A 25152-nucleotide genomic window follows, 5' to 3' on the forward strand; every position below is an offset into this window, starting at 1 on the left:
TACGCGCTTCCACCCACTGCCACTAGTACCCGCTGCCGGGTAACCAGAGGTTTAACCAAAGAACGTTTGTACTGCTGCGTTCAACGTATCGCGCATATCCGGATCATCGGTCAGCGGCGTTACCATGGTCATACTGCAGGCAGCTGTCGGCTCAACACCCTTATTGATCAACTGGCCGGAGTACACCAGCAGACGGGTTGATATCCCTTCATCGAGGCCGTGGCCCTTGAGGTTGCGGGCACGGTGAGCAATCTGCACCAGCTTGTGCGCGATGTCCTTGTCAACACCCGACTCACGGGAAACAATATCCGTTTCCGTATCTTCTTCCGGGTAGTCGAAATCCAGCCCGCCAAAACGCTGCTTGGTGGATTGTTTGAGATCCTTCATCAAACTCTGGTAGCCGGGGTTGTAAGAAATAACCAGCTGAAAATCCGCATGGGCTTCAATCAACTCACCCTTCTTGTCCAGCGGCAAGGTACGACGATGGTCAGTCAGCGGGTGAATCACAACCGTCGTATCCTGGCGTGCTTCCACGACTTCATCGAGGTAACAGATCGCACCCATACGCGCCGCCGTTGTCAGCGGACCGTCCTGCCATTTGGTGCCTTCCTTATCCAGCAGGAAGCGACCCACGAGATCAGACGCTGTCATGTCTTCGTTACAGGCCACCGTAATCAACGGACGGCCGAGCTTCCAGGCCATGTACTCGACAAAGCGGGACTTGCCGCAACCGGTCGGTCCCTTGAGCATCATCGGCATACGCGCATTGTAAGCTGCCTCGTAGAGCTCAACTTCATCGCTAACGGATTTATAAAATGGTTCCTGTTTGATTTTGTATTGATCAATATCTACAGCGGACATGTTTCACCCTTCATCGTCTGTTTCCATTTCGCCACTCCAGCCTGCAGCACGTGCACGCTTTATGGCTTCACCGTGGATCCTTTCGTGGCGTTCGCGCAGGTCGTCAGGCAGGTTACTGACCAGGCAGCCATACTTGTCCCATTCGTGATTGACCTTGTCCAGCAAGTTATCAATCCCGCCGAAATTCCAGCCTTCGCAAGTCTCGGTTTCAGGAATAACCCCGAACACCCAGGCATCACGAATCACCTTGCCGATGGCGGTCATGCCCCCATCTATTTCTTTATCGATTCCAACGTAAGTCTGTGGCTTTGCCATAATTTCCAGTTCTGATAAAAAAAGCCCCTGACCGAAGTCGTCCGGGCAGAGGCTTGATCTTTATGGTCTTGCCCGGCCGTGATTAAACAGATTGACCGCGGTAGATAACCATTGCCGTCCCTGCAGATTGCGCAAAGTTGTCAAGGCCCAGCAGACGAACGTGGTTGTTCGGATGTGCTTTGTGGCAAGCCTCGACTTCAGCCAGGATAGCGTCTACATCAGTCTCACCAAACATCGGCAGCTTCCACATGTACCAGTAGTTGCTACGCGCATTTTCCGGCTCGGTATGCTCGATAACCGGGTTCCAGCCGTTATCCACAATGTACTGGATCTGGGCACGGATGGCATCCTTGCTCAAGGGCGGCAGGTAGGAAAACGTTTCAAATTTACGGCTCTGGGCGGCATCGCTCAGGCTTGAATTGTAATCTTGTACGTCACTCATTGTGATTTACTCCAAATATTTATTTGATCAGGCGGCAAGGTGCCCGGCATTAAAACAGGCACCTTGCCACTGTTGGCCAGTTACGCGGGTCGCTTATTTATGCGCGACGTCGATCTTGTCAACGGTATCAAATTCGAACTTGATCTCTTTCCAGGTTTCCATGGCGATCTTGAGTTCCGGGCTATGCTTCGCCGCGGCAGTAAGGATTTCCTTACCTTCTTTCTCAAGCTCGCGACCCGAGTTACGCGCTTCAACACAGGCTTCAACCGCGACACGGTTGGCAGCAGCGCCGGCGGCGTTGCCCCAGGGGTGACCCAGCGTACCGCCACCGAACTGCAGGCAGGAATCGTCGCCGAAGATCGCAACCAGTGCCGGCATATGCCATACATGGATACCACCGGAAGCAACCGGGATAACACCCGGCATGGAACCCCAGTCCTGATCGAAGAACAGACCACGCGAACGGTCTTCCTTGATGAAGGAATCACGCATGGTGTCGATCCAGCCCAGGGTTGCATCGCGGTCGCCTTCCAGCTTGCCGACAACGGTACCGGAGTGAAGGTGATCACCACCAGACAGACGCAGGATCTTGGTCAATACGCGGAAGTGGATACCGTGATGGGGGTTGCGATCAAGCACGGCGTGCATGGCGCGGTGAATGTGCAACAACATGCCGTTGTCCTGACACCACTGGGCCAGCTGGGTATTAGCGGACAGACCACCGGTCAGGTAGTCGTGCATGATGATTGGCGCGCCAATTTCTTTCGCGTATTCAGCACGCTTCATCATTTCATCAGAAGTCGGAGCGGTAACGTTCAGGTAGTGACCCTTACGCTCGCCGGTTTCGGTTTCGGCTTTATGGATCGCTTCCATAACGAAGTCGAAACGGTGACGCCAGCGCATGAACGGCTGTGAATTGACGTTCTCGTCATCCTTGGTGAAGTCGAGACCACCACGCAGACCTTCGTAACAGGCGCGGCCGTAATTCTTGGCGGACAGACCCAGTTTAGGCTTGATGGTACAACCCAGCAGCGGACGACCGTACTTGTTGAGAATGTCGCGCTCGACCTGGATACCCTGAGGGGGTCCATTACAAGTCATGACATAGGCGACCGGGAAGCGGATATCTTCCAGGCGCAGGGCACGCAGGGCCTTGAAGCCGAATACGTTACCGACCAAAGAGGTCAGCACGTTAACGACAGAACCCTCTTCGAACAGGTCGATCGGGTAGGCGACAAAGGCATAGAAACAAGTATCGTCACCCGGCACATCTTCGATGGCATAGGCACGACCCTTGTAGTAGTCCAGGTCGGTCAGCAAGTCGGTCCACACTGTGGTCCAGGTACCGGTGGATGATTCGGCAGCAACCGCAGCAGCTACTTCTTCACGTGGCACACCTGCCTGAGGGGTGATCTTGAAGCACGCCAGGATGTCAGTATCCTTGGGCGTGTAATCGGGCATCCAGTAAGTTTCGCGGTACTCTTTAACGCCCGCGTTGTAGCTCTTTACTGCCATGGTAAACCTCCTAATACAATCGAAATTGGTCGTGCCGTTCCCGACCTCACCTGCGCGGCTTTGCCACCGGGAAATCAGCTCATCCGTCTTCGGGGACACTGCCCTGCCAAACGGGAAGTCGCATGCTAGACGCTCAGAACCATTAATGAAAGTAAATAATTATAATATGATCCATAAGCAATACTGATCGTAAGTTTGGCAAATCCGGCAAGTAATTAACATTTAATCTACTGATATTATTATAGAATATTGTCATTAGCTTGGCGCTATCGAGGTGCCCGGGGTGTTTTCGGTTTACCCCAACGCCGGAATATTATCCCGGCTAATCTTCTCATTAAGGTAATGACACCCTCATCCAGGTATGGAGGTTCGTAACCATGTCACTAAAAGATGCACCCCCCTTTAGCGGGCGTAGGCTTTTACTCGGCACAACTCTGATGTGCAGCCTTCTCCTCCCGCTACCGGCTAACGCCCAGGCAGAAATTTCAGTTGAATCAATAACAAAACAGATAAACAGTAATGCTGATAATGCACAGCTCTACATCAAACGCGGCGACCTATATTTTGGAAAAAGGGAATTCTTCGATGCAGTTGAGGACTACACCATTGCCATAGAACTGGATCCTGGTGCAGACCAGGCGTATTTCGGCAGAGGTATGGCGCTGGCACGACAAGGGATGATTCGTGAGGGGATTGCCGATCTCACGGTATACCTCGATCGCAACCCTGACAGCTCGCTGGCCTACACCAAACGCGGTGTACGCTATATGTGGTTACAGGATTACGCGAATGCTGAAAAAGACCTGGATAAAGCGCTTGAACTAAACCCCGAAAATGCCGAGGCACACGATGATATCGGGATAATCTACGCTAAAAAACGTGACTATGAAAAAGCGATAGAGCACTTTACCGACACGATCAGAATTGAGCCGGGTTACCAGAAAGGCTATCACAACCTGGCCATGTCGCTATTTTTAACCGGACAGGATGAACAGGCACTCGGCAGGGTCAATCAGGCACTGACGCTAAACCCGAACCACAAGGAGGCCACCTTGCTCAAGAGCCATATCCTTGCCGCACTGGGTCGTCAGGAAGAAGCCGACGCAGTCAAAGAGGAGGCAGAATTTTTGCCGGAAACCAACTGGACCGAAAGCGTTCCTCTTGAATAGGCACCACAGGCAAAAACGACTGCTCCGGCGGGTGCTCTGCTTCGGCTTCTTTTCTCACCCCCGGGGCTTAGCCACGGGAAGCGTGGCAATAGACCCTTCAGGCCGAACGACGTCGAGACACCAGCGCCAGCCCAAGCAGACCACCCGCCAGTACATGGTACACGCTGAAGGCATCTGCACCACTTTCGGCAGAAGCGGCACTAACAGACTTCTGGCCATTCAATACCACTCCTGCCAGTAATATCGGTTCCCCGGTCTTCGCTTCTTCGGCCTGAATTATTGACGGTATTGCCGACATCCCCAGTGACAGCGTCAGATATACCGCGGCTGTCCGTAAAAAATCCCTGTTTTTCATTCTTTTTCCCGTATTTGTTATGCGTCCGCGCTAACTAGCAATACCGGTGCCACGTTAAGGAATTCCGTTACTACAATTTTTTTATCCGGGCATAAAAAAAGCCCGCGCATTTACATGCGCGGGCTTTTTTTTAACTATTAACTGCTCAGTAACTTACTTGGCTGAATGGCCAGACATTTTAATCTCGACTTTTTCGTCGTCCTTCAGACCTGCATAGTAGGCGCGCAGAATTTCCAGCACCTCGGGACGTGAGAACTTGTCGGACACCTCTTCACCCTCCGACAGCGCCTTGCGCAGTTTGGTACCCGACAACAGGATGCGATCAGAACCTTCGTGCGGACAGGTCTTCATGGAGGCCATGCCGTCGCACTTGTTGCACCAGAAGGTCCAGTCGATCTTGAGCGGCTCGGTGACCAGCGCGTCTTCATCGATCTCGTCGAATATGTGGTGCGCATCGAACGGACCATAGTAGTCGCCGACACCGGCATGGTCACGACCGACGATCTGGTGGGAACAACCGTAGTTCTGACGGAACAGCGCATGCAGCAGCGCTTCACGCGGACCGGCGTAGCGCATATCCAGCGGATAACCGGCCTGGATGACGGTGTTGTCAGAGAAGTATTTTTCAATCAGCGTCCCGATCGCTTTGCTGCGCACGTCGGCCGGGATATCGCCGGGCTTCAGCTTGCCGAGCAGCGAATGGATAAGAACACCGTCGAGTGTTTCGATAGCGATCTTGGCCAGGTATTCGTGGGAACGGTGCATCGGATTGCGAGTCTGGAAGGCCGCAATGGTCTTCCAGCCGCGTTTTTCGAACTCGGCGCGGGTCTGCGCAGGGGTCATGAACTGGTCACCATAGGCCTCCGGGAAGCCGCCCTGCGACAGCACCTTGATCGGGCCAGCCAGGTTTACGTCGGCCTGCTCCATGACCATCTTCACGCCCGGGTGTTCCATATCGGTGGTCTTGTAGACCATCATGCACTCGTGCTTCTTGTCGATGGTGTATTTATCAGTGACCGTCATTGTTGCGAGAATTTCGTCACGCTCCGGGTCGTACAAGGCAACGTCATCGCCTTCACTGATCACGTCAGCTGTTGCCGTGTCAGCAGACAGGGTGACCGGAATCGGCCAGAACAGGCCATTGGCCATCTTCATGCCATCGCATACGCCCTGCCAGTCGGCCCTGGTCATAAAGCCTTCGAGCGGGGTAAAGCCACCAATGCCCATCATAATGATGTCACCGGCTTCGCGTGATGAGATATTAACCTTCGGAAGCGAAGCAGCACGCTCCTTTTCCGCGGCGAGTGCATCGCCTTCGAGCAACAGTGGCTTCAGATCTCCACCACCATGAGGCTTCACTAAACTGGACATGAGACTCCTTCCGAAACAGGTCTATATTCTGGTTATCTGCGCAAAAAAGGCACAGCTTCCCCTATGAGCAGGGGGTGTAACCTTAATGATGCCAGAGGGGAATGCCAACAGTTTTAATTTACTACACCATAAAGTCACCTTATTGTTTAATTGCGCAACAAGGGATATTATAACTAACTGTTTTAAATATAATTATATTTTGTATATTAGTATATTATGATATTTAATGGCGGGTTCAGAAACGCTTATTGGCAGTAATCGGCAATAGTCTAGTAAATTGCTCGGTCTTTTGGCCATGACCAGGCATAACAGGGATAACACCTATGTCCAACCCGATACATGATCCGCTTTCGAAAGCGCTCGACGAACAGAGCCGCATCGAGGTCAAGAATACGACCTGCTACATGTGCGCCTGTCGCTGCGGTATCCGTGTGACACTACGCGACGGTGAAGTCCGCTATATCCAGGGCAACCCGGATCACCCGCTCAACAAGGGCGTCATCTGTGCCAAGGGCTCCTCCGGCATTATGAAACAGTACTCGCCGGCACGCCTGACCAAACCGTTGCTGCGCAAGGCCGGCAGCGATCGTGGCGACAACGAATTCGAGGAGATTTCCTGGGACAAGGCGTTCGAAATCATGGAAGAACGCCTCGGCGGGCTGCGCGAAACCGACCCGAAAAAATTTGCCCTGTTCACCGGCCGCGACCAGATGCAGGCACTGACCGGTATGTTCGCCAAACAGTTCGGCACCCCGAACTACGCCGCACACGGCGGATTCTGTTCCGTGAATATGGCCGCGGGCATGATCTACACCATCGGCGGTTCATTCTGGGAGTTCGGCGGGCCGGACCTGGATCGCGCCAAGCTGTTCGTGATGATCGGCACTGCGGAAGACCACCACTCCAATCCGCTGAAAATGGCACTGTCCAAGTTCAAACGCCAGGGCGGCAAATTCATTTCCATCAACCCGGTGCGTACCGGTTATTCGGCCATTGCCGACGAATGGATTCCTATCAAGCCCGGCACCGACGGCGCGCTGTTCCTGGCCCTGACCAATGAAATTATCAAGCAGGGTCTGTATGACCGCGACTTCCTGGTCAACTATTCCAATGCTGCGGAACTGGTCAATATGGACCGGGAATCCAGCGAGTACGGCATGTTCGTACGCTTCGAGGTCCCACCGGAAGAAGGCTGCTTCGACCCGCAAAACAAATTATGGTGGGACCGCGAGCTGAACAAGCCGATTTCCACCCACACCCCCGGTGCCGATCCCTACTTCCTCGGCGAGTTCAAACTCGACGACGGTACACCGGTGAAGCCTTCATTCCAGTTGCTGGTGGATCGCGTCAAGGACTACACCGCTGAATGGGCATCCAGCATTACCGGCATTCCCGAGGAGACCATCAAGCGCCTGGCCCATGAGATGGGTATTACGGCTCGTGATGAAAAAATCGAACTCCCGATCCCCTGGACGGACACCTGGGGTAACGAACATGAGTCAGTGACCGGCAACCCGGTCGCTTTCCATGCCATGCGCGGACTTGCGGCGCACTCCAATGGCTTCCAGACCATCCGGGCGATGTCTATATTAATGAGTATCCTCGGAACCATTGACCGGCCCGGTGGCTTCCGTCACAAGGCACCGTTCCCGCGTCCAATCCCGCCTTGCGCCAAGACACCCAACGATCCGCGCGCGGTGAAACCCAACACACCCCTGGACGGCATGCCGCTCGGCTGGCCTGCCGACCCGGACGACCTGTTCGTCAACGACGATGGAAGCCCGGTGCGTATCGACAAGGCCTTCTCCTGGGAATACCCACTGTCGGTTCACGGCCTGATGCACAATGCCATTACCAACGCCTGGCGCGGCGACCCCTACAGGATCGACACACTGCTGATCTTCATGGCCAACATGGCGTGGAACTCTGCCATGAATACCAGCGAAGTGCGCGAGATGCTCAACGACAAGGATGAGGACGGCCAGTACAAAATCCCGTTCCTGATTGTTGCAGATGCCTTCCAGTCGGAGATGGTGGCTTATGCCGACCTGGTGTTGCCCGACACCACCTATCTGGAACGACACGACTGTATGTCCATGCTCGACCGCCCCATTTCCGAATTCGATGGCCCGGTCGACTCGGTACGCATCCCCGTGCTGCCGCCGACCGGCGAGTGCAAGCCGTTCCAGGAAGTCATTATCGAGTTGGGCTCACGCCTCAAGCTGCCGGCCTTCACCAATGCTGACGGCAGCCGCAAGTTTCGTGACTACCCGGACTTCGTGGTCAACTACGAAACGGCTCCCGGTTCCGGCATCGGTTTCCTGGCCGGCTGGCGCGGCAAGGGCGGCGAGAAATTCATGAAGGGCGAGCCCAATCCCAAACAGTGGGAGATGTACGAAAAGAACAACTGCGTATTCCAGTACGAGTTACCCAAGTCCTACCAGTACATGCGTAACTGGAACCAGGGTTATCTTGAATGGTCGAAGCGTCATGCACTGACACGTTACGTTGAACCCATCAACATCCATATCTACTCCGAAGTCCTGCAGAAGTTCCGCCTTGCCGCCCAGGGCAAATCGGACGGCAAGCAGCCACCGGATCACCTGCGTAAACGCGTCGAAACACACTTCGATCCGCTACCGTTCTATTCGCAGCCGCTGGAATCGCAAGCTACGGACATGCGCAAATTCCCGCTAAATGCCATAACCCAGCGTCCGATGGCGATGTACCATTCATGGGATTCGCAGAATGCCTGGCTGCGCCAGATTCACACCTACAACTATTTATATGTAAATTCAAAAACAGCGAGTGAAGCCGGGATCGATGACGGCGGCTGGATGTGGATCGAATCCATGCACGGAAAGGTACGTTGCCTGTGTCGTTATTCCGAAGCGGTGGAACCCGGCACGGTCTGGACCTGGAACGCGATCGGCAAGGGCCCCGGCGCCTGGGGTCTGGATCCCGATGCCAATGAATCGAAGCAGGGATTTCTGCTCAACCATGTGATCAGTGAAGAACTGCCGCCATCGGAAGATGGCGAACATCTCTCCAACTCGGACCCGATTACCGGCCAGGCGGGCTGGTACGACGTGCATGTTCGCATCTACCCGGCGGAACCCGGCGAACCGAAAGTCACTTCACCGCAGTTCGACCCGGTGCAACCGGTACCCGGGCAGGCCATGGAGAAAAAACGTGGCCGCTGGTTAACCTACTTCGCCGGCAGGAAAAAATCCTGAACCATACCGCAGGAGCAGGCCTGATCGCCAAAGGTGTAAACCTTCATCGAGGCCAGTCCCGCTCCTGCACAGGGGAACATACAGAATGTCACAATTAGCTTTAGTCATCGATCTGAACGTTTGCGTGGGTTGCCATGCCTGTGTCACCAGTTGCAAGGAGTGGAATACCTCCGGCACTGCCGGCTACATGGCCGACATGAACCCGTTCAGTAAAGATCCGACCGGCACTTTTTTCAACCGTGTGCAGACGTTCGAGGTGGGTAATTTCCCCAACACCGAAACCGTACACTTCCCGAAGAGCTGCCTGCACTGCGAGGACCCGCCCTGCGTACCCGTTTGCCCGACCGGCGCCAGCTACAAGCGCGACGAGGACGGCATTGTGCTGGTTGACTACGACAAGTGTATCGGCTGCAAGTACTGCTCATGGGCCTGCCCGTACGGCGTACGGGAACTCGACGAACACCAGAAGGTGATGAAAAAATGCACCTTGTGCGTAGATCGTATCTATGACGAGTCACTGCCGGAGAACGAACGCAAACCGGCCTGTGTATTGGCCTGTCCGACCAGTGCGCGCCTGTTCGGTGACGTCAATGATCCGGATTCGGAAGCCGCCCAGGCCATACGCGAACGTGGTGGTTACCAGCTTATGCCCGAATGGGGTACCCGCCCGGCCAACCATTACCTGCCACGGCGCAAGACCAGCATCACCATCCACGAAGATGAGCTGATCCGCGCCGACAACCCGCTCTACAAGGAACGTCAGTTGCCCATGCCGGATGCCGACGACCCGACACTGGACGAAACCACGAGCTGGTAAACGATTTACACTGGAGCACACTTATGCACCCCGCATTTTCTGTTATTTTTTTGACCACCTTGATAGGAGCAGGCCAGGGGCTGTTCCTGGCGCTTTACACCGGGCAGCTGTACTCGGTATTCAAGGTGCTGCCGGTCCAGGACTCGGCGCATTTCTACGCCCTCGGCAGCCTGCTGGCAGTACTGCTGCTGCTGGCCGGCCTGCTCAGCTCCTTCTTCCACCTGGGACACCCGGAACGCGCCTGGCGCTCCGCAGCCTGCTGGCGGACCTCATGGCTGTCGCGTGAGGTAATCGTGCTACCTGCCTTCACGGGCGCGGTTGCAGTCTATGGACTGATTCACTACCTCGGCTGGAATCCGGTGCTGTATACCTTCCGCGAAACGTTTGAAATCGACCTGTCACTGATCATTGGAGCCGGCGCATCATTGCTGGGCTTCACCCTGTTCCTGTGTACCGGCATGATCTACGCTTGCATCAAACAGTTACAGGAATGGGCCACTCCGCTGACGGTTGTAAACTACACCCTGCTCGGTAGTGCCTCCGGTTTCCTGCTGGCCACTGCTTTCGCCGCCTGGGAGGGGTCGGAACTGACCGATTTCTTCGGCGGCTGGGCCATCCTGATGACAGTGGTTGCTTTCATTACACGTACCGCCAGCCTGATACGCAATGCGCGCATCAAGCATAAAACCTCACTGGAAACAGCTATTGGTATCCGTCACGCACGCATCGAGCAGAAGGCCCAGGGGTTTATGTGCGGGTCTTTCAATACCCGCGAGTATTTTCATGGCGCACCACAACACATTTTCAGCCTGATAAAGTGGTCATTCCTGGTACTGGTATTTCCTGTACCATTAGTGCTGGTGTCGGTTGGCCTCAGCACCCATGCCCTCAGCCTGTTGATTGCGGCCTTTCTGGTCCAGTATTCCGGATTATTACTGGAGCGCTGGTTTTTCTTCGCCCAGTCCAACCATCCGCAAAACCTGTATTACCAGACCGTTGGCTGAATCAAACCCCGGACCTTGATACAGGTCAAAGCAACCTGCACTGCAAGCGCGCTACGGTCGGACTATACTGACCTGAACTGATCAGGATCCTGATTTATGCAACTTGTCGATCCCTTCAATCGACCGATCGAGTACGTTCGCCTCTCGGTGACAGATCGCTGTGATCTGCGCTGCGGCTACTGCATGCCAAAAGGTTTCCACGATTTCGAGGAACCGGAAGACTGGCTGACCTTCGATGAAATCGAACGTGTCATGGCGGCCTTTGGGCGACTGGGTGTTACGCGCATACGCCTGACCGGTGGCGAACCCCTGGTGCGAAAAGATCTTCCCCGACTGGCGGCCCGCCTGTCGGCGCTGCCGGGAATCGAAGACCTGTCACTGAGCACCAATGCAACACGTCTCGCCAAACACGCAAAAGCACTTGAGTCGGCCGGTATTTCCCGCATCAATGTCAGCCTCGACAGCCTGCGTGCCAACCGCTTCAGGGATATCACCCAGGGCAAACTGGAAAAGGTACTGAACGGGTTGATGGCAGCACGCGATGCCGGCTTTCACCCCATCAAGATCAACATGGTGGTCATGGCCGATGTCAATGATGATGAAGTAGAAGACATGGTCAATTTCTGCATCGAGCATGATTTCACATTGCGCTTTATCGAAACCATGCCAATGGGTGAAACCGGGCTTTCTGCTTCGCAGCACTACGTCGATCTGCAAACTGTGCGTAAACGGCTCGAACAACGGTTTGAACTGGTACCCGGTGTCATGCCAGGTGGTGGTCCGGCGCGTTATGTACGTGTCGCCGGCACTGAACTGCGCATCGGTTTTATCACTCCCATTTCGCAACACTTCTGTGAAACCTGTAACCGTGTACGCCTGTCTGTCGATGGCACGCTGTATCTTTGCCTTGGACAGAACGACAAGGTTGAACTGCGCCCGCTCCTCCGTGGAGGCGCGAGCGACAGTGAACTGGAAGACACCCTGCGCCATGCCATCACACTGAAACCGGAACGCCATGAGTTCCGCGACAAGCCTGAGCAGGTTGTGCGCTTCATGTCGATGACAGGTGGTTAAGAACTTTTTCTGAACTCCGGGCACAGGTCAGGATTTTTCCTGTTTACGCGGCAGGTTTATGGAGGGCTACCCAAGGGTTTTTGCAGTACGTCTTTTGCAAGATAGTCATTCAGCCTGGATATAAGCTTTCTTTCAACTTTATGCAGGCTTGCCTCCAGCTGCCTTGTCTTGTCTGCTTTTTCTTCCTTGCCCAGCTTCCTCAATTCGTCATTGTTTTTTGCTACAAAATAACTGTCTTCCCAGACTACCTTCCGGGTTTTTATAGTTATCATCCGACCTTCCAGTGTTACGGGCGCAAACGTTTCGCCTAACACCCAGTCAACACCATTCCAGGTTAAATACTCTGAAGTCATTTCCTCGGCAGCAACACCCAGACCAAGCCATACATTTTGCGTGGCAGATCCTACCACTACCCCTTGCACGACTGCCTCAATAGCCCCGGTACCAATAAGCACCTTTTTCCATTTTTCCTTAATACTGCCATAACCAGAAAGCTCAAGTGTCAGAAATAGCGATGCATCAGGTGTGACTGATTGCAGCGCCAGGTTACATGTTGGTAATTCACTGAACTTGAAAAACGGGAGCTCAAGTGCATTTGAATCAACATAGTCATGAATGTCTTCAACAGCGGCTTCAATATTTCTTTCAAATAACCTCCTGTTTTCTTCACTCGATAACGTTTTATCAATGATATTCATGCGGGCAGATGACTTTATGCAGTAATTAATGACAACCTTGTTATCGTTCCCGGACATTTTTACCGGGTTGCGCACTGCAACTGACGAGCACCCTGCCAGCAATAAAACCAGTAAGCTTATTATATTCAGAATCACCGGGGCTCTCTCTAATAAACCGAGACCACGTGCAGGCAAGCTCTCCCTGGTCATGGATAACCTGGAGAAGCAGATCTCAACCACCACCCTCTCAATACCATCCAGACACCATGCTGATAACAGCACTGGCCGGCACCGGCACAATAACCAGACCACCTCCAATACCGAGCAGACCGGCCGCTAAACCGGCAAATACACCTAACGCCGCATAACTTACCCAAAAGGAGGAAACATTCATACCGCCATTGTACCTTTGGAAAGAGTCTTTTATTGTGGCGCTGTGACAATGCCACTCAACATGGAACGTAGTACCCGGTGAAGTACCGAATTATCAAAGTTTGTCTGATACTGCTGGGCCTGTCCCTGGCACAGTACAGTATTGCCGACTCACTGGACCGGCAGCGCGATGATTTCCTGCGAGCAGAAAAGGCGCTGCAGACCGGCGATAAGAAAACCTTCAAACGGCTAAAACAAAAGCTTATCACCTACCCCTTGTACGGTTACCTGGACTACTGGGCGCTGAAGCGCCACCTCAGCCAGGCAAAGCCCGACGAGGTTCGGGAGTTCTTTCAGCTCTATAATGACCAGCCGATTGCCACGCGCCTGCGCATCAACTGGCTTTTCATGCTGGCAAAACGTGGTGACTGGGAAAATTACCTGGCTTTCTACTGGCCACAGTCCTCGATCACCCTGCAATGCAATGAAATCCGCGCAAGACTGGAACTGGGGCAAGACCGGGACACTGCGCTGAATGACGCGCTAAAACTGTGGCTGGTCGGTCACTCACAACCCGACGCCTGTGATCCCGTCTTCAAGCAACTTTCCGCCAGCTCCCGGCTGACCAGCGCACACATCTGGGAGCGTGTTCGACTGGCATTTGCCAACCAGAAGTCGAGCCTTGCGGCCTACCTTGCCAAACAACTGTCTGCCGAGGATCGTGAGTGGGTCACTCGCTGGTACCACGCCCATCGCCGCCCGACAGCCGCCATGTCCAGCCCATGGGCAAGTGAAGACACGCCCCTGGTTCGCGAGATACTGGTGCACGCCATACAACGCCTGGCACGGCATAAACCTGGTCAGGCCTACATGCACTGGCAGACGCTTCGCACCAGCCACAGGTTCAGTGTCTCACAGAATGCAAAAATACTGCACGATATCGCCCTGACCGCAGCACTGGGCAACAAGCCGGACGCCAAACGCTGGCTGGAAGAAGTTCCGGAGTCAGCTGCCGACCGTGACCTTCGCCAGTGGCGCGTACGAAATGCACTGATGCGCCAGGATGCAGCGGACGTCAAGCGATGGACTGAAAAACTTCCCGCCGAAGAGCGCAAAAAACCGGAATGGCGTTACTGGCACGCCTGGGCCCAGGAACAACTGGGCTCGAAGGGCGATGCCCTGACAACTTATACCCGGCTCAGCACTGAACGTGATTACTACGGTTTTCTTGCGGCTGACAAACTCGGCCGAACCTACCAGATGAATGACTCCCGCCTGAAGATCGGTAAAAAACAACTCGATGCACTGGCAGGTCAGCCCGGTGTCAGACGTGCGCAGGAGCTCTACCGGGTCGGCAAACGGACAGATGCGCGCCGCGAATGGTTCTACAGCACAGCCAGCATGAACAAGGAACAACTCAGGCAAGCTGCCGTACTGGCGCATCGCTGGGGCTGGCACGACCGCGCAATCGTAACCGCAGCCCAGGCACGGAACTGGGACGACCTGGCACTACGCTTCCCGTTACCACACCGCGAATCGATTTTTGCCACCGCTTCGCAATACAACCTTGACCCGGCACTGATCTATGGCGTTATCCGCCAGGAAAGCGCCTTTATGGAAGACGCCCACTCAGCCGTCGGCGCACTTGGGCTGATGCAATTGATGCCAGCCACCGGCAAGCAAACAGCACGCAGCCTGAACATTCGCTATGGAGGCAACCGCGCACTGTTGAAGTCAGACCAGAATATTCGCCTCGGCAGCGCTTATCTCAACCACTTGATGACGCGCTACAACGGCTCACCGGTACTGGCAGCCGCCGCCTACAATGCCGGGCCACACCGGGTCAGCCGCTGGCTGCCCACAAACCGCTCTCTGCCAGCGCCATTGTGGATGGAGAACATTCCATTCCGCGAAACCCGCCACTATGTCAAGCAGGTACTGGCCTATGCAACCATATTTGACTGGCGCCTTTCACAGCCCCTCACACGCCTGTCACAACGGCTGCCCGATGTGCATGGGCGCTACTGACACGCCTTGTCCGGCTAGACATAATCTCAAACCACCGTAAACTCTGTGCCCGGTCATTTAATCCAAAACACCAAGGGCATGACATGAAAGCATTGCGTATTTGCGTACTCGGCGGCACGGGCTTCGTTGGCTCGCACCTGGTTTTCCGGCTGGCGGATCTGGGCCATAGCATCACTATACCGACCCGGCGCCCGGCCAGGCACCGCGAATTTCGTGTGCACCCCGGAGTACAGCTTGTTGAAGCCAACCCTTACGACCATGACCGCCTGAGCGCCCTGCTGCAGAATACCGATGTGGTAATCAACCTCGTTGGCATCCTTAATGAAACCGGCAACAGCCGTTTCCAGACAGCACACGTTGAACTGCCCGGTGCCATCGTCAAGTCCATGCGCGCGGCCGGTGTAACACGTCTGCTTCACATGAGCGCCCTCAACGCCAATGTCAATGAATCACACAGCCGCTACCTGAAAACCAAGGGTGCCGGTGAAGACCTGGTACACCAGACGCCGGGCATCAAAACCACCAGCTTTAGGCCATCGGTCATCTTCGGCCCCGGCGACAGCTTCTTCAACCGCTTTGCCTCACTGCTGGCATTGTCACCACTGGTATTCCCGCTGGCCTGCGCAAAGGCGCGCTTCGCTCCGGTATATATCGGTAATGTCGTTGACGCCTTCATCGAGGCGCTGGGCAATGAACGAACCATAGGGCAGCGACTGGAGTTGTGCGGCCCGGGGGAGTATAGCCTCGGCGAACTGGTGCGTTATACAGCGCGACTCACCGGCCGTAAAACATTTGTCATCGAACTGCCGGATATTCTGTCGCGTCTGCAAGCTATGCTTCTCGGCCTGCTACCGGGAAAACCGTTCAGCCTGGATAACTACTACTCTCTCAGGATCGACAGTGTATGCAAGAACAACGCACTGCCCGAACTCGGTATCCAGCCACGTTCTGTCGAATCCGTTGTACCCACCTACCTGGGTGATGCCAGCATGCGCGCACGCTACTTCCGGTTTCGTGCCACGGCACGCCGCCAGGGATGAAGATCTACCTGGTCGGGGGCGCGGTACGTGACAAGCTGCTTGGACTGCCTGTCCATGAACGCGACTGGGTAGTGGTGGGCGCCACTCCGCAGCAAATGCTGGACCTCGGTTACAAACAGGTGGGCAAGGATTTCCCTGTCTTTCTTCATCCCGAAACCGGGGAAGAGTATGCACTGGCCAGGACAGAACGAAAAACCGCACCTGGGTACAAGGGCTTTTCCTTTCATGCTTCCCCGGATGTCACGCTGGAGGAAGATCTCAAACGCCGCGACCTGACGATAAACGCCATGGCAGAAAGTCCCGAGGGCGAGCTGATTGACCCTTACGGCGGGCAGGAAGATCTGCGACTTGGAAAGCTACGCCATGTCAGCCCGGCGTTTGCCGAAGACCCAGTACGGATACTGCGCGTGGCCCGCTTCGCCGCCCGCTTCGCCAAAATGGGCTTCAGTGTCACGCATGGTACGAACACACTGATGCGAAACATGGTGGAGAAAGGTGAAGTCGATCACCTGGTTCCCGAGCGGGTATGGGCAGAACTGAACAAGGCACTGGCAACTGATGCGCCGGAAAAATTTTTTACGGTACTGCACGGTTGCGGGGTGCTGGCGATACTGTTTCCTGAAATCGAGTCAACCTACGCAGATGATCCGGGCACACACACAGGTTCGGACAAACTGCCCCGCGCACTCAGCGCACTCAGACATAGCGCCGAACAGACCGATGACACCCGCGTACGCTTCGCTGCACTCCTGCTATCCCTGCATACCGACAAAACAGTCGAACAACGCATCGCCGATGCAGAAGCCATTTGCAAGCGCTACCGCGTACCGGGTGAATACCAGGCGCTGGCCGTTAGCGCTATCCGGCATGAAACGGATATTGCCAGCAATGACCCCTGCGTATTACTGGGCATTATGGAGTCCACCCGCGCATTACACGATGCCTCGCGCTGGCACCGGTTACTGGACACCTATGTACTCTCCGAACGCATTACCCGCGAGCGGGCGCAACAACTTGACGACGCCAGGCAGAAAGCCGTCGCCATCAATGCAAACTTTCTGGATGAACCTTCCCTGAGTGGCCCGGCGATTGGTGCTGCCATAAACAAAAAACGCTGCCAGGCGATCTCCGACGCGCTGCCGAAATAACGACAGGCACCCGACCTACCAGAACAATACAAGCAGTACGGCACCAAGTAATAACCGGTAAATAACGAACGGTAGCATACCTACCCGGTCAAGCAGTTTGAGAAAGTAATGGATGCACAGGTAGGCGCTTAGCCCCGATAGCACAATACCGGTAGACATGGCGGCCCAATCCACCGGCTCCGTGGTCTCAAGCAGATTCCCGGTTTCGTAAAGCGCAGCCATGGCAATGGCCGGCACGGACAACAGAAAAGAAAACCGCGCGGCCGCCTTGCGATCCAGCCCCACCAGCAGGCCCGCTGTAATCGTCGCACCTGACCTGGAGGTTCCGGGAATCAATGCCAGCGCCTGCGCAAACGCAACAGCCGCAACACGCCAGGCACCCATCCGGTATTCGCAGCGCGTCTGCGCACCCTTGACGTCGGCATACCAGAGCGCCAGACCGAACAGAATTGTTGTACTGGCAATCACCAATGGTGAACGAAGCAATGTTGATACCTGTTCGTGAAACAGCAACCCCCCCACACCCAACGGGATTGTACCCAGCAACACAGCCCAGGCCAGTCTGGCTTCCTCGTCGGGATTGCGTGTACGCAAGGAATCCAGCCAGGAAACGGACATCCCGCGCAGCTCACGACGGAAATACACCACCACGGCTGTCAAGGTACCGAAATGTACGGCGACATCGAAGGCAAGCCCCTGGTCTTCCCAGCCCAGCAGAACCGGCACCAGGATCAGGTGCGCAGAGCTGGAGATCGGCAGGAATTCGGTCAGCCCCTGAACCAGCGCAAGGACAACGGCGTGCAGCATATCCATAAGTTTATTTCTTTAATTGTGAATGCGCTTTATAACCGACTGCGCAGGTCCTGTGAATCAAATCCGGGGACAACCCCGCCAAGGTTTCGTGAAAAGCCAATAACCTTGAAGCGGTCACCCATTTCGCCTGGCAACATCAGGCGTTTGGCATCACCGGTCATTTCCAGGAAACGCGGCAGGTCATCTGGATCGGCTTCTGACATAACCCGGTCAATCCCGGCGCCAACCAGAAAGCGCGCCTGACTGGTATACCCGGCAAAGTCCAGACCGGCTTCAGTGGCAGCTTCAGCCACGGAGGTAAAATCAACGAAAGCCGTGATGTCCTGAAGACCGGGGCACCAGAGCGCGTTGTCATGCGCCTGGTGACGATAGTGGCACATCAGTGTACCGGCGTTACGTTGCGGATGGTAATACTCGGCTCGCCCGTAGCCGTAATCAATCAGTAACAACAGACCCTGTTTAAGACAGTCTGCCAGACGGCCCACCCATTCTTTCAGTGGCGGACAATATTCGGTCTGGTAGTCACCCTCCCAGCCGTACTGCCGTGCCAGTGAAGTAATATACTCCACGCTTTCAGGGTCAGCCCCGGTTTCCTGCAACCGCAGATCATTACCCGACACTTCAATACCGGCCTCGGACACGCCATGCTCGTGGTAGTGAAAACGTTTTACCGGCAAGGCATCGGCTACCTCGTTTCCAAAAATGACACCCGTCCAGTCATGGGGCAACTCCTCTACCCACTCAACGCGACCCTGCAACACTTTCGGCAACTGCGCTATACGTGATTGCTGCATGGCACGCATGGCAGGGCTGCGCTCCAGGATGGCATAGCGCTCCGGTAATGCGTCGAGGTCTTGCAGGCCAGTGAGCAGATCTGCAGCAAGCCTGCCGCTGCCTGCACCAAGCTCCAGCACGGATGCCTTGTGTTGCTGCAATACAGGTACGAAACTGCGTGCCAGACATCGCGCAAACAGACCCCCTGATTCCGGGGCCGTCACAAAATCGCCCTGCGCCCCGAACGGCGTCAGGCCATTGCTGTAATAACCCAGCCCGGGTGTATACAACGCCGCATCCATGAAAACATCAAAAGGAAGAAAACCACCTGACTGATTGACCAGTCCCGAGATATGCTCAACCAGCTGCGCACTGAGCGCGAGCGCCCCGGCATCCGGTGACATTGATTCATTCGGCATGGTCCGCGCTAGTGATCTACCGGCCACATGGGCTGAGCCGTCGGATCAAAGTGTCTCCAGAGCATGGCAAAGGTAAACCCGGTCAACGGGTGTTTCATATCACCGGCAATCTCGGCCAGTGGACATAACACAAAAGCATATTCAAGAATTTCCGGGCGCGGCAATGTCAGCCCCTCTTCGTCAAGGACAAGGTCATCATAGAGCAACAGATCCAGGTCGATGCTACGACTGCTGAATTTCCCGCCACTTCGCTCCCGGCCCAGCTCATCCTCAATACGATGCAGCAACTGCGCCAGATCCCGGGGTTCCATATCTGTCTCAAACGCCACCACAAGATTGTAAAACCGGTCACCCTCGAAACCCACAGCAGCAGTCTCCCATGTGCGGGAACTCTGCAGCTCACCAAACTCTGACTGCATTCGCTCAAGCGATGCCGCAACATTTTTTTCCCGATCGACATTACTTCCCACACTTACGTAAGCTTTTGACATGCGCTCAACTCTCTTTGCTGCGTTCAATAATAACACCCACGCCCTGGGCGCCTCTTACCGCACCACCCTTGTTCAGGGTCAATCGCATCCACGGCACATCAAACTCGGACAGGACCAGCTCCACAATACGCTCTGCCAGTGTCTCGACCAGCTGAAACCGGCTTTCCCGTACAAATGCAATGACACGCTTTGAGACCGCCTTGTAGTTCAGGGTGTCATTGATATGGTCGCTGGCAGCAGCCCGGGCGATATCTGTTGCCATTTCCAGGTCGAGATGTATGGTTTGCTTGATGGCACGCTCCCAGTCATATATACCGATCACGGTATCGATACGCAGGTCGCGGATGAAGATGATATCCATAGCTGAAACTTTCAGGTACTTCAGAAGCTGTTAACTATATACAGGTTGCCGGCCCTGAACCAGCCAGGGATTCTGTCAGACAGCTTGACCACGACCGGCTAAAGCCTTCCAATAGTCATATGATGATCAACCTGGTTTACATACTGGCCGGCTACCTGCTGGGCTCCCTTTCTTCAGCCATTATCACTTGCCGCCTGATGGGTCTGCCCGACCCGCGCAGCGGTGGTTCCGGCAACCCGGGCGCAACCAATGTACTGCGCATCGGCGGCAAGAAAGCCGCTGCTATCACCCTCGCCGGCGACATGCTCAAGGGTTTGCTGCCAGTGCTGGCGGTTAAAGCACTGGGGGCAGACGTCACGATCCAGTCCGCTGTCGCAGTGGCCGCCTTCCTTGGTCACCTGTACCCGGTATTTTTTGGCTTTCGCGGTGGCAAGGGTGTTGCCACGGTGCTGGGCGTGTTGCTGGGGCTGTACTGGCCAGTAGGTCTGCTGACCATTGCCAGCTGGCTGGTCATTGCCAAGGGGTTCAAAATCTCCTCGTTGGCAGCACTGATCGCCATTCTGCTCACACCACTGTACGTCCTGTGGCTGAAGCCCGAGGAACCGGTCCTGCTGGTGGCAGTCATTTTCATGGGCACGCTGTTGTTCTGGCGCCATCGCTCGAATATTCGCAACCTGCTGCGTGGTGAAGAGAGTGGTATCAACAAGGACGGGAATGATCTGCAAGATCAGGACTAAGCGGACATGCCAAGTGCAGGTAATTCCTCCAGCGACCAGCGTGGCCGGACACTGATTTCAAGGCCCTGGCGCTCACCGGCCTGCAGGCGACAGGCGCCCGCGTAGGCGATCATCGCACCGTTATCCGTACAAAACTCCAGGCGCGGAAAAAACAGTTCAGCTCCCAGCGCTTTGGTCATGTGTGTCAGTCCGTCGCGTAACGCCTGGTTGGCACCGACACCGCCTGCGATGACAAGCCGCATGACACCTGTCTGCTGTAATGCGCGACGACATTTAATCAGCAGTGTATCCACCACGGCATCCTGAAACGCCCGCGCAATATCGGCACGCGTCTGATCACACTTATTGCTTTCCTGGAAGGTTGTCAGCGCAAAGGTCTTCAGCCCACTGAAACTGAAATCGAGTCCCGGACGGTTGGTCATCGGGCGAGGAAATCTGAAACGCCCTGGATCACCTTTCAAGGCCAGCTTCGCCAATACCGGTCCTCCGGGATATTCCAGGCCAAGCAACTTTGCGGTCTTGTCGAAAGCTTCGCCGGCCGCATCGTCCAGCGTATCACCCAGGATCTTGTACTGGCCGATGCCCAGCACCTCCACCAACAGGGTATGCCCACCAGATACCAGCAGTGCAACGAAAGGAAACGCCGGCGCAGGACGTTCCAGCATCGGCGCCAACAGGTGCCCTTCCATATGGTGCACACCGATGGCCGGCACACCCCAGGCAAACGCCAGGCTGCGGCCAATAGAAGCGCCGACCAGCAGCGCACCTACCAGGCCGGGGCCGGCGGTATAGGCAACGCCATCAATCGCCTGCGGCTCGATATCGGCCTTCTCCAGCAAGCTACGGAGTAATGGCAGGGCTTTTCGCACATGGTCTCGCGAAGCCAGTTCCGGCACTACGCCGCCATATTCCGCGTGTAGCGCAACCTGGCTGTGCAGGGCATGTGCCAGCAGGCCCTGTTCGGTATCGAACAGGGCCAGGCCGGTTTCATCACAGGAAGATTCAATACCGAGTATGCGCATGGGCGTCAGGGTGCCGTTTAATTACTTCTTCAACAGGGATTCGAGGCCGGCAAATGGCTTGTGAGTACTGCCGGGGGAAGAACCGGTCCCGGCGGCGTGAGTCGACTTGCCGGTGCCCTGCTGCTCAGCTTCCAGCAGGCGCTGGTGCTCATTATCATGACAGTACAGGCAGAGTAATTCCCAGTTACTACCGTCACTCGGATTGTAGTCATGGTTGTGGTCCCGGTGGTGCACCGTCAGCTCATGGAGGTTTTCGCGCCCAAACTCACGCTCGCAACGCCCGCAGATCCACGGATATAACTTCAACGCCTGCTCCCGGTAACCCAGTTCACGGGCATCACGGGACTTGTGCGTAGCCGCAACCAGTTCGTCCATCTTGCTCTTGCTCATAGGTATTCTCGTCTTATACAGGGTGAATTCCGGCGACCGTTAGTGTACTGCACACTGAAAGCAGCGCGAAATAGCCTGGCAACCCACCCTGACACATTGATTATATTAAAAAAACTAAATTTTACCTTTTCTTCTGGCGCTGATACACTACGCGACCCTTGAAATGTCCCTGTAGAGGAATAGGCTTTGCCACAAGTAAAAGTACGCGAAAACGAGCCCTTCGAAGTTGCCCTGCGTCGCTTCAAGCGCTCCTGTGAAAAGGCCGGTGTCCTGTCGGAAGTCCGCCGCCGTGAGTTCTACGAAAAACCTACCCAGGAACGCAAGCGCAAGCAAGCCGCCGCTGTAAAGCGTCACGCGAAAAAGATGTTTCGCGAAAACGCACGTCGCACCCGTCTGTACTAATTCATACCTGTCTGTCTGACATGGCCCTCAAGGATACTCTCCAACAGGACATGAAGACTGCCATGCGTGGCGGCGACAAACCAAAGCTGGGCGTCATCCGCCTGATTCTGGCCGCCATCAAGCAACGCGAGGTTGACGAGCGCATCGAGCTGGATGATGCGCAAGTCACCGTGGTACTGGACAAAATGTCCAAACAACGCCGCGATTCGCTGGAACAGTACGAAAAAGCCGGTCGCGAAGATCTCGCCGCACAAGAGCGTTTCGAACTGGAAGTCATCCAGACCTATCTGCCCAAACAGCTCGAAGACGCGGAAATCGATGCGCTTATCAACACCGCAGTTGAAGCAACCGGTGCCAGCAGCATGAAAGACATGGGCAAGGTCATGGGGCAACTCAAGGACAAGCTGCAGGGTCGTGCTGACATGGGCGCCGTCAGCGGTAAAATCAAGGCACGACTCTCCGCCTGATTTACCTCACCAAAGTCCCGTCATTGCGCCTATACCCCACCACGCGCATCCCCTAACATACAGCACATGCCTGGCCGTATTCCGCAAAGTTTTATCGATGACCTGCTCAACCGCGTCGACATTGTCGAAGTTATCGATACCCGGGTGCCACTGAAAAAAGCCGGCCGTGAATACCAGGCCTGCTGCCCGTTCCACAACGAAAAGACGCCGTCGTTTACGGTCAGCCCGGGCAAGCAGTTCTACCATTGCTTTGGCTGCGGCGCGCACGGCAGCGCTGTGGGCTTTCTGATGGAATACGACCACCTGGAATTTCCCGAAGCCATCGAGGAGCTGGCGCGAAGCATCGGTGTAGAGGTTCCACGCGAAGACGGGCATGCCCCTCGCCAGGACCCGCGTCGCGACGACCACTATTCGCTACTGGAACGTGTAGACCATTTTTACCGCAGCCAGCTACGCGAACACTCGCAGGCTGAACGCGCCATCGACTACCTGAAGGAGCGTGGCCTGAGCGGGGAGATTGCTGCCACCTTCGGCCTCGGCTACGCGCCACCTGGCTGGGACAGTTTGCTTAAATTTCTCGACAAGGATAGCCACAGCCAGCAACTTGCCGTCGAGCTGGGACTGCTGGTGAAACGTGATGAAGGCGGCCTCTATGACCGCTTCCGTGACCGCATTATGTTTCCCATACGCGACCGTCGCGGACGTACCATCGGTTTTGGCGGCAGGGTCATGGGCGACGAGAAACCCAAGTACATGAACAGCCCGGAAAGCCCGGTATTCCACAAAGGACAGGAACTTTACGGCCTGTTCGAAGCCCGCAAGGCAAGCCAGAAACTGGAACGCCTGCTGGTGGTAGAAGGCTACATGGACGTGGTGGCGCTGGCGCAGTTCGGCCTGACCAACGCGGTCGCCACACTGGGTACAGCAACTACACCTGACCACCTCGAGCGCCTGTACCGCACGGTGCGCGAAGTGGTGTTCTGTTTCGACGGGGATGCCGCCGGCAGCCGTGCGGCCTGGCGTGCCCTGGAAAATGCCTTGCCGGTGATGCGCGATGGTCGTGAGGCACGCTTCCTGTTCCTGCCTGAGGGAGAAGACCCCGATAGCCTGGTGCGTGACATCGGCAAACAGGCTTTTCAGAAAAAAACTGTCGAGTCGGTTCCACTTTCACAGTTTTTCTTTGAACACCTGCAACAACAGGTCGATATGGGAAGTGTGGATGGACGTGCAAGACTGGTTGAACTGGCCCGCCCCCTGCTGCAGACCATGCCGGACACGGTATTCAGGGATTTGATGCTGAACCAACTGGCAGATCGCAGCGGCATGAATGCCGCAAGGCTGCAAGACCGTGTATTCGGTAGTGAAATTACTCAACAGGAGGAACCACCGAAGCCACATATTGGTCATACCGGACGCAGCCCGGTGCGCACAGCCATACACCTGCTGCTGGAACGGCCACAACTGGCCGAAACGGTAGAAATACCATGCGGTTTTGAAGATCTCGATGTGCCGGGCATAGCCCTGTTGAGCAGGTTGCTTGAAATTCTTCACACAAGCCCCAACCTTTCAGCAGGAGGGATACTAGAACACTGGCGTGGTTTGCCCGAAGAAAAACACCTCGCCACGCTGGCGGGCACAGCGCTGGATTTACCCCCTGAAGGGCTGGGTGAGGAATTCCGGGACGCCATACAGCGTCTGATAGAGCAGCGGAATCGCTACCGCATTGAATTATTACTCTTTCAGAGTCGCCGACAGGCGCTCAGCGACAATGAAAAAGATGAATTAAAAGCGTTGCTTGCATCATCACAGGCTGCAAACAGATGATGCAATCAATACTAACAGATATGGCTAA

General features: G+C 55.3%; 25 protein-coding genes. 12 read left to right on the top strand and 13 right to left on the bottom strand.

The genetic code is table 11. The features are described 5' to 3' along the window. Positions 1 to 51: 51 nt before the first annotated feature. The 4 genes from DFR30_RS13935 to DFR30_RS13950 form a co-directional block, all read right to left on the bottom strand. The gene (locus tag DFR30_RS13935; RefSeq protein ID WP_132974259.1) at positions 52 to 861 is read right to left on the bottom strand and encodes a CbbQ/NirQ/NorQ/GpvN family protein; all 810 of its coding nucleotides are present in this window, start codon (positions 859 to 861) and stop codon (positions 52 to 54) included. Between the two features lie 3 nt (positions 862 to 864). Beyond that, positions 865 to 1176 (bottom strand): hypothetical protein, encoded by a 312-nt coding sequence (locus DFR30_RS13940; protein WP_132974260.1) that lies wholly within the window; start codon positions 1174 to 1176, stop codon positions 865 to 867. An 82-nt stretch (positions 1177 to 1258) separates the two neighbouring features. Next, positions 1259 to 1618, bottom strand: coding sequence for a ribulose bisphosphate carboxylase small subunit (locus DFR30_RS13945; protein WP_132974261.1), 360 nt, complete (start codon positions 1616 to 1618; stop codon positions 1259 to 1261). 93 nt (positions 1619 to 1711) lie between these two features. Then, entirely contained in the window at positions 1712 to 3133 is a 1422-nt protein-coding gene (locus DFR30_RS13950; protein WP_132974262.1) for a form I ribulose bisphosphate carboxylase large subunit, read from the bottom strand. A 377-nt stretch (positions 3134 to 3510) separates the two neighbouring features. On the opposite strand from DFR30_RS13950, the gene DFR30_RS13955 reads away from it, so the two are divergent. Beyond that, positions 3511 to 4302, top strand: a complete 792-nt coding sequence (locus DFR30_RS13955) for a tetratricopeptide repeat protein (RefSeq protein WP_132974264.1) — start codon at positions 3511 to 3513, stop codon at positions 4300 to 4302. 97 nt (positions 4303 to 4399) lie between these two features. Here DFR30_RS13955 and DFR30_RS13960 read toward each other — a convergent pair whose 3' ends face one another. Further along, on the bottom strand, positions 4400 to 4657 hold the full coding sequence (locus DFR30_RS13960; protein WP_132974266.1) for a hypothetical protein: 258 nt from the start codon (positions 4655 to 4657) through the stop codon (positions 4400 to 4402). A gap of 153 nt (positions 4658 to 4810) precedes the next feature. After that, on the bottom strand, positions 4811 to 6028 hold the full coding sequence (gene sat / locus DFR30_RS13965) for a sulfate adenylyltransferase (RefSeq protein ID WP_132974268.1): 1218 nt from the start codon (positions 6026 to 6028) through the stop codon (positions 4811 to 4813). Between the two features lie 323 nt (positions 6029 to 6351). Here sat and DFR30_RS13970 point away from each other — a divergent pair, with 323 nt between their 5' ends. The 4 genes from DFR30_RS13970 to moaA all read left to right on the top strand — a co-directional run bounded on the left by DFR30_RS13970 (position 6352) and on the right by moaA (position 12159). Beyond that, positions 6352 to 9264: a molybdopterin oxidoreductase family protein gene (locus tag DFR30_RS13970; protein WP_132974270.1), complete on the top strand. Its 2913-nt coding sequence runs from the start codon at positions 6352 to 6354 to the stop codon at positions 9262 to 9264. A gap of 85 nt (positions 9265 to 9349) precedes the next feature. Next, complete coding sequence (locus tag DFR30_RS13975; protein WP_132974272.1) at positions 9350 to 10081, top strand: 4Fe-4S dicluster domain-containing protein; 732 nt, start codon at positions 9350 to 9352, stop codon at positions 10079 to 10081. A gap of 23 nt (positions 10082 to 10104) precedes the next feature. Further along, positions 10105 to 11085: a dimethyl sulfoxide reductase anchor subunit family protein gene (locus DFR30_RS13980; RefSeq protein ID WP_132974273.1), complete on the top strand. Its 981-nt coding sequence runs from the start codon at positions 10105 to 10107 to the stop codon at positions 11083 to 11085. A 96-nt stretch (positions 11086 to 11181) separates the two neighbouring features. Further along, positions 11182 to 12159, top strand: a complete 978-nt coding sequence (moaA, locus tag DFR30_RS13985; protein ID WP_132974274.1) for a GTP 3',8-cyclase MoaA — start codon at positions 11182 to 11184, stop codon at positions 12157 to 12159. 56 nt (positions 12160 to 12215) lie between these two features. Here moaA and DFR30_RS13990 read toward each other — a convergent pair whose 3' ends face one another. Further along, positions 12216 to 13046, bottom strand: coding sequence for a hypothetical protein (locus DFR30_RS13990; protein ID WP_132974275.1), 831 nt, complete (start codon positions 13044 to 13046; stop codon positions 12216 to 12218). Positions 13047 to 13307: 261 nt separating this feature from the next. On the opposite strand from DFR30_RS13990, the gene DFR30_RS13995 reads away from it, so the two are divergent. The 3 genes from DFR30_RS13995 (at position 13308) to DFR30_RS14005 (ending at position 17424) form a co-directional block, all read left to right on the top strand. Then, a complete protein-coding gene (locus DFR30_RS13995; RefSeq protein ID WP_132974276.1) occupies positions 13308 to 15236 on the top strand; it encodes a transglycosylase SLT domain-containing protein in 1929 nt (642 codons plus the stop codon). 83 nt (positions 15237 to 15319) lie between these two features. Then, on the top strand, positions 15320 to 16276 hold the full coding sequence (locus DFR30_RS14000) for a complex I NDUFA9 subunit family protein (protein WP_132974277.1): 957 nt from the start codon (positions 15320 to 15322) through the stop codon (positions 16274 to 16276). Further along, on the top strand, positions 16273 to 17424 hold the full coding sequence (locus DFR30_RS14005) for a tRNA nucleotidyltransferase/poly(A) polymerase-related protein (protein ID WP_132974278.1): 1152 nt from the start codon (positions 16273 to 16275) through the stop codon (positions 17422 to 17424). Before DFR30_RS14000 ends, DFR30_RS14005 begins: the two co-directional genes overlap by 4 nt. 15 nt (positions 17425 to 17439) lie before the next feature. Here the strand turns inward: DFR30_RS14005 and DFR30_RS14010 are convergent, their stop codons facing one another. Genes DFR30_RS14010 through folB form a run of 4 tightly spaced genes read right to left on the bottom strand, consistent with a single transcriptional unit; the run spans position 17440 to position 20282 of the window. Next, positions 17440 to 18237: an undecaprenyl-diphosphate phosphatase gene (locus DFR30_RS14010; protein ID WP_132974279.1), complete on the bottom strand. Its 798-nt coding sequence runs from the start codon at positions 18235 to 18237 to the stop codon at positions 17440 to 17442. Between the two features lie 29 nt (positions 18238 to 18266). Next, positions 18267 to 19430: a class I SAM-dependent methyltransferase gene (locus DFR30_RS14015; protein ID WP_132974280.1), complete on the bottom strand. Its 1164-nt coding sequence runs from the start codon at positions 19428 to 19430 to the stop codon at positions 18267 to 18269. Positions 19431 to 19438: 8 nt separating this feature from the next. Next, entirely contained in the window at positions 19439 to 19921 is a 483-nt protein-coding gene (folK, locus tag DFR30_RS14020) for a 2-amino-4-hydroxy-6-hydroxymethyldihydropteridine diphosphokinase (protein WP_132974281.1), read from the bottom strand. 4 nt (positions 19922 to 19925) lie between these two features. Beyond that, a complete protein-coding gene (folB, locus tag DFR30_RS14025; protein ID WP_132974282.1) occupies positions 19926 to 20282 on the bottom strand; it encodes a dihydroneopterin aldolase in 357 nt (118 codons plus the stop codon). Between the two features lie 119 nt (positions 20283 to 20401). On the opposite strand from folB, the gene plsY reads away from it, so the two are divergent. After that, on the top strand, positions 20402 to 21019 hold the full coding sequence (plsY, locus tag DFR30_RS14030) for a glycerol-3-phosphate 1-O-acyltransferase PlsY (RefSeq protein ID WP_132974283.1): 618 nt from the start codon (positions 20402 to 20404) through the stop codon (positions 21017 to 21019). On the opposite strand, the gene tsaD is transcribed toward plsY, so the two are convergent. Continuing rightward, on the bottom strand, positions 21016 to 22041 hold the full coding sequence (gene tsaD / locus DFR30_RS14035) for a tRNA (adenosine(37)-N6)-threonylcarbamoyltransferase complex transferase subunit TsaD (RefSeq protein WP_132974284.1): 1026 nt from the start codon (positions 22039 to 22041) through the stop codon (positions 21016 to 21018). The two genes, plsY and tsaD, sit on opposite strands and share 4 nt — an antisense overlap. A 21-nt stretch (positions 22042 to 22062) precedes the next feature. After that, positions 22063 to 22431: a YajD family HNH nuclease gene (locus DFR30_RS14040; RefSeq protein WP_132974285.1), complete on the bottom strand. Its 369-nt coding sequence runs from the start codon at positions 22429 to 22431 to the stop codon at positions 22063 to 22065. A gap of 186 nt (positions 22432 to 22617) precedes the next feature. On the opposite strand from DFR30_RS14040, the gene rpsU reads away from it, so the two are divergent. The 3 genes from rpsU to dnaG all read left to right on the top strand — a co-directional run bounded on the left by rpsU (position 22618) and on the right by dnaG (position 25124). Then, positions 22618 to 22833 carry a 30S ribosomal protein S21 gene (gene rpsU / locus DFR30_RS14045; RefSeq protein ID WP_132974286.1) on the top strand — a complete coding sequence of 72 codons (216 nt, stop codon included), beginning with the start codon at positions 22618 to 22620 and terminating at the stop codon, positions 22831 to 22833. Between the two features lie 20 nt (positions 22834 to 22853). Further along, positions 22854 to 23300: a GatB/YqeY domain-containing protein gene (locus DFR30_RS14050; protein ID WP_132974287.1), complete on the top strand. Its 447-nt coding sequence runs from the start codon at positions 22854 to 22856 to the stop codon at positions 23298 to 23300. 66 nt (positions 23301 to 23366) lie between these two features. Further along, the gene (gene dnaG, locus DFR30_RS14055) at positions 23367 to 25124 is read left to right on the top strand and encodes a DNA primase (RefSeq protein ID WP_132974288.1); all 1758 of its coding nucleotides are present in this window, start codon (positions 23367 to 23369) and stop codon (positions 25122 to 25124) included. Positions 25125 to 25152: the final 28 nt, after the last annotated feature.

The organism is Thiogranum longum, from assembly GCF_004339085.1.
Lineage (GTDB): Bacteria > Pseudomonadota > Gammaproteobacteria > DSM-19610 > DSM-19610 > Thiogranum > Thiogranum longum.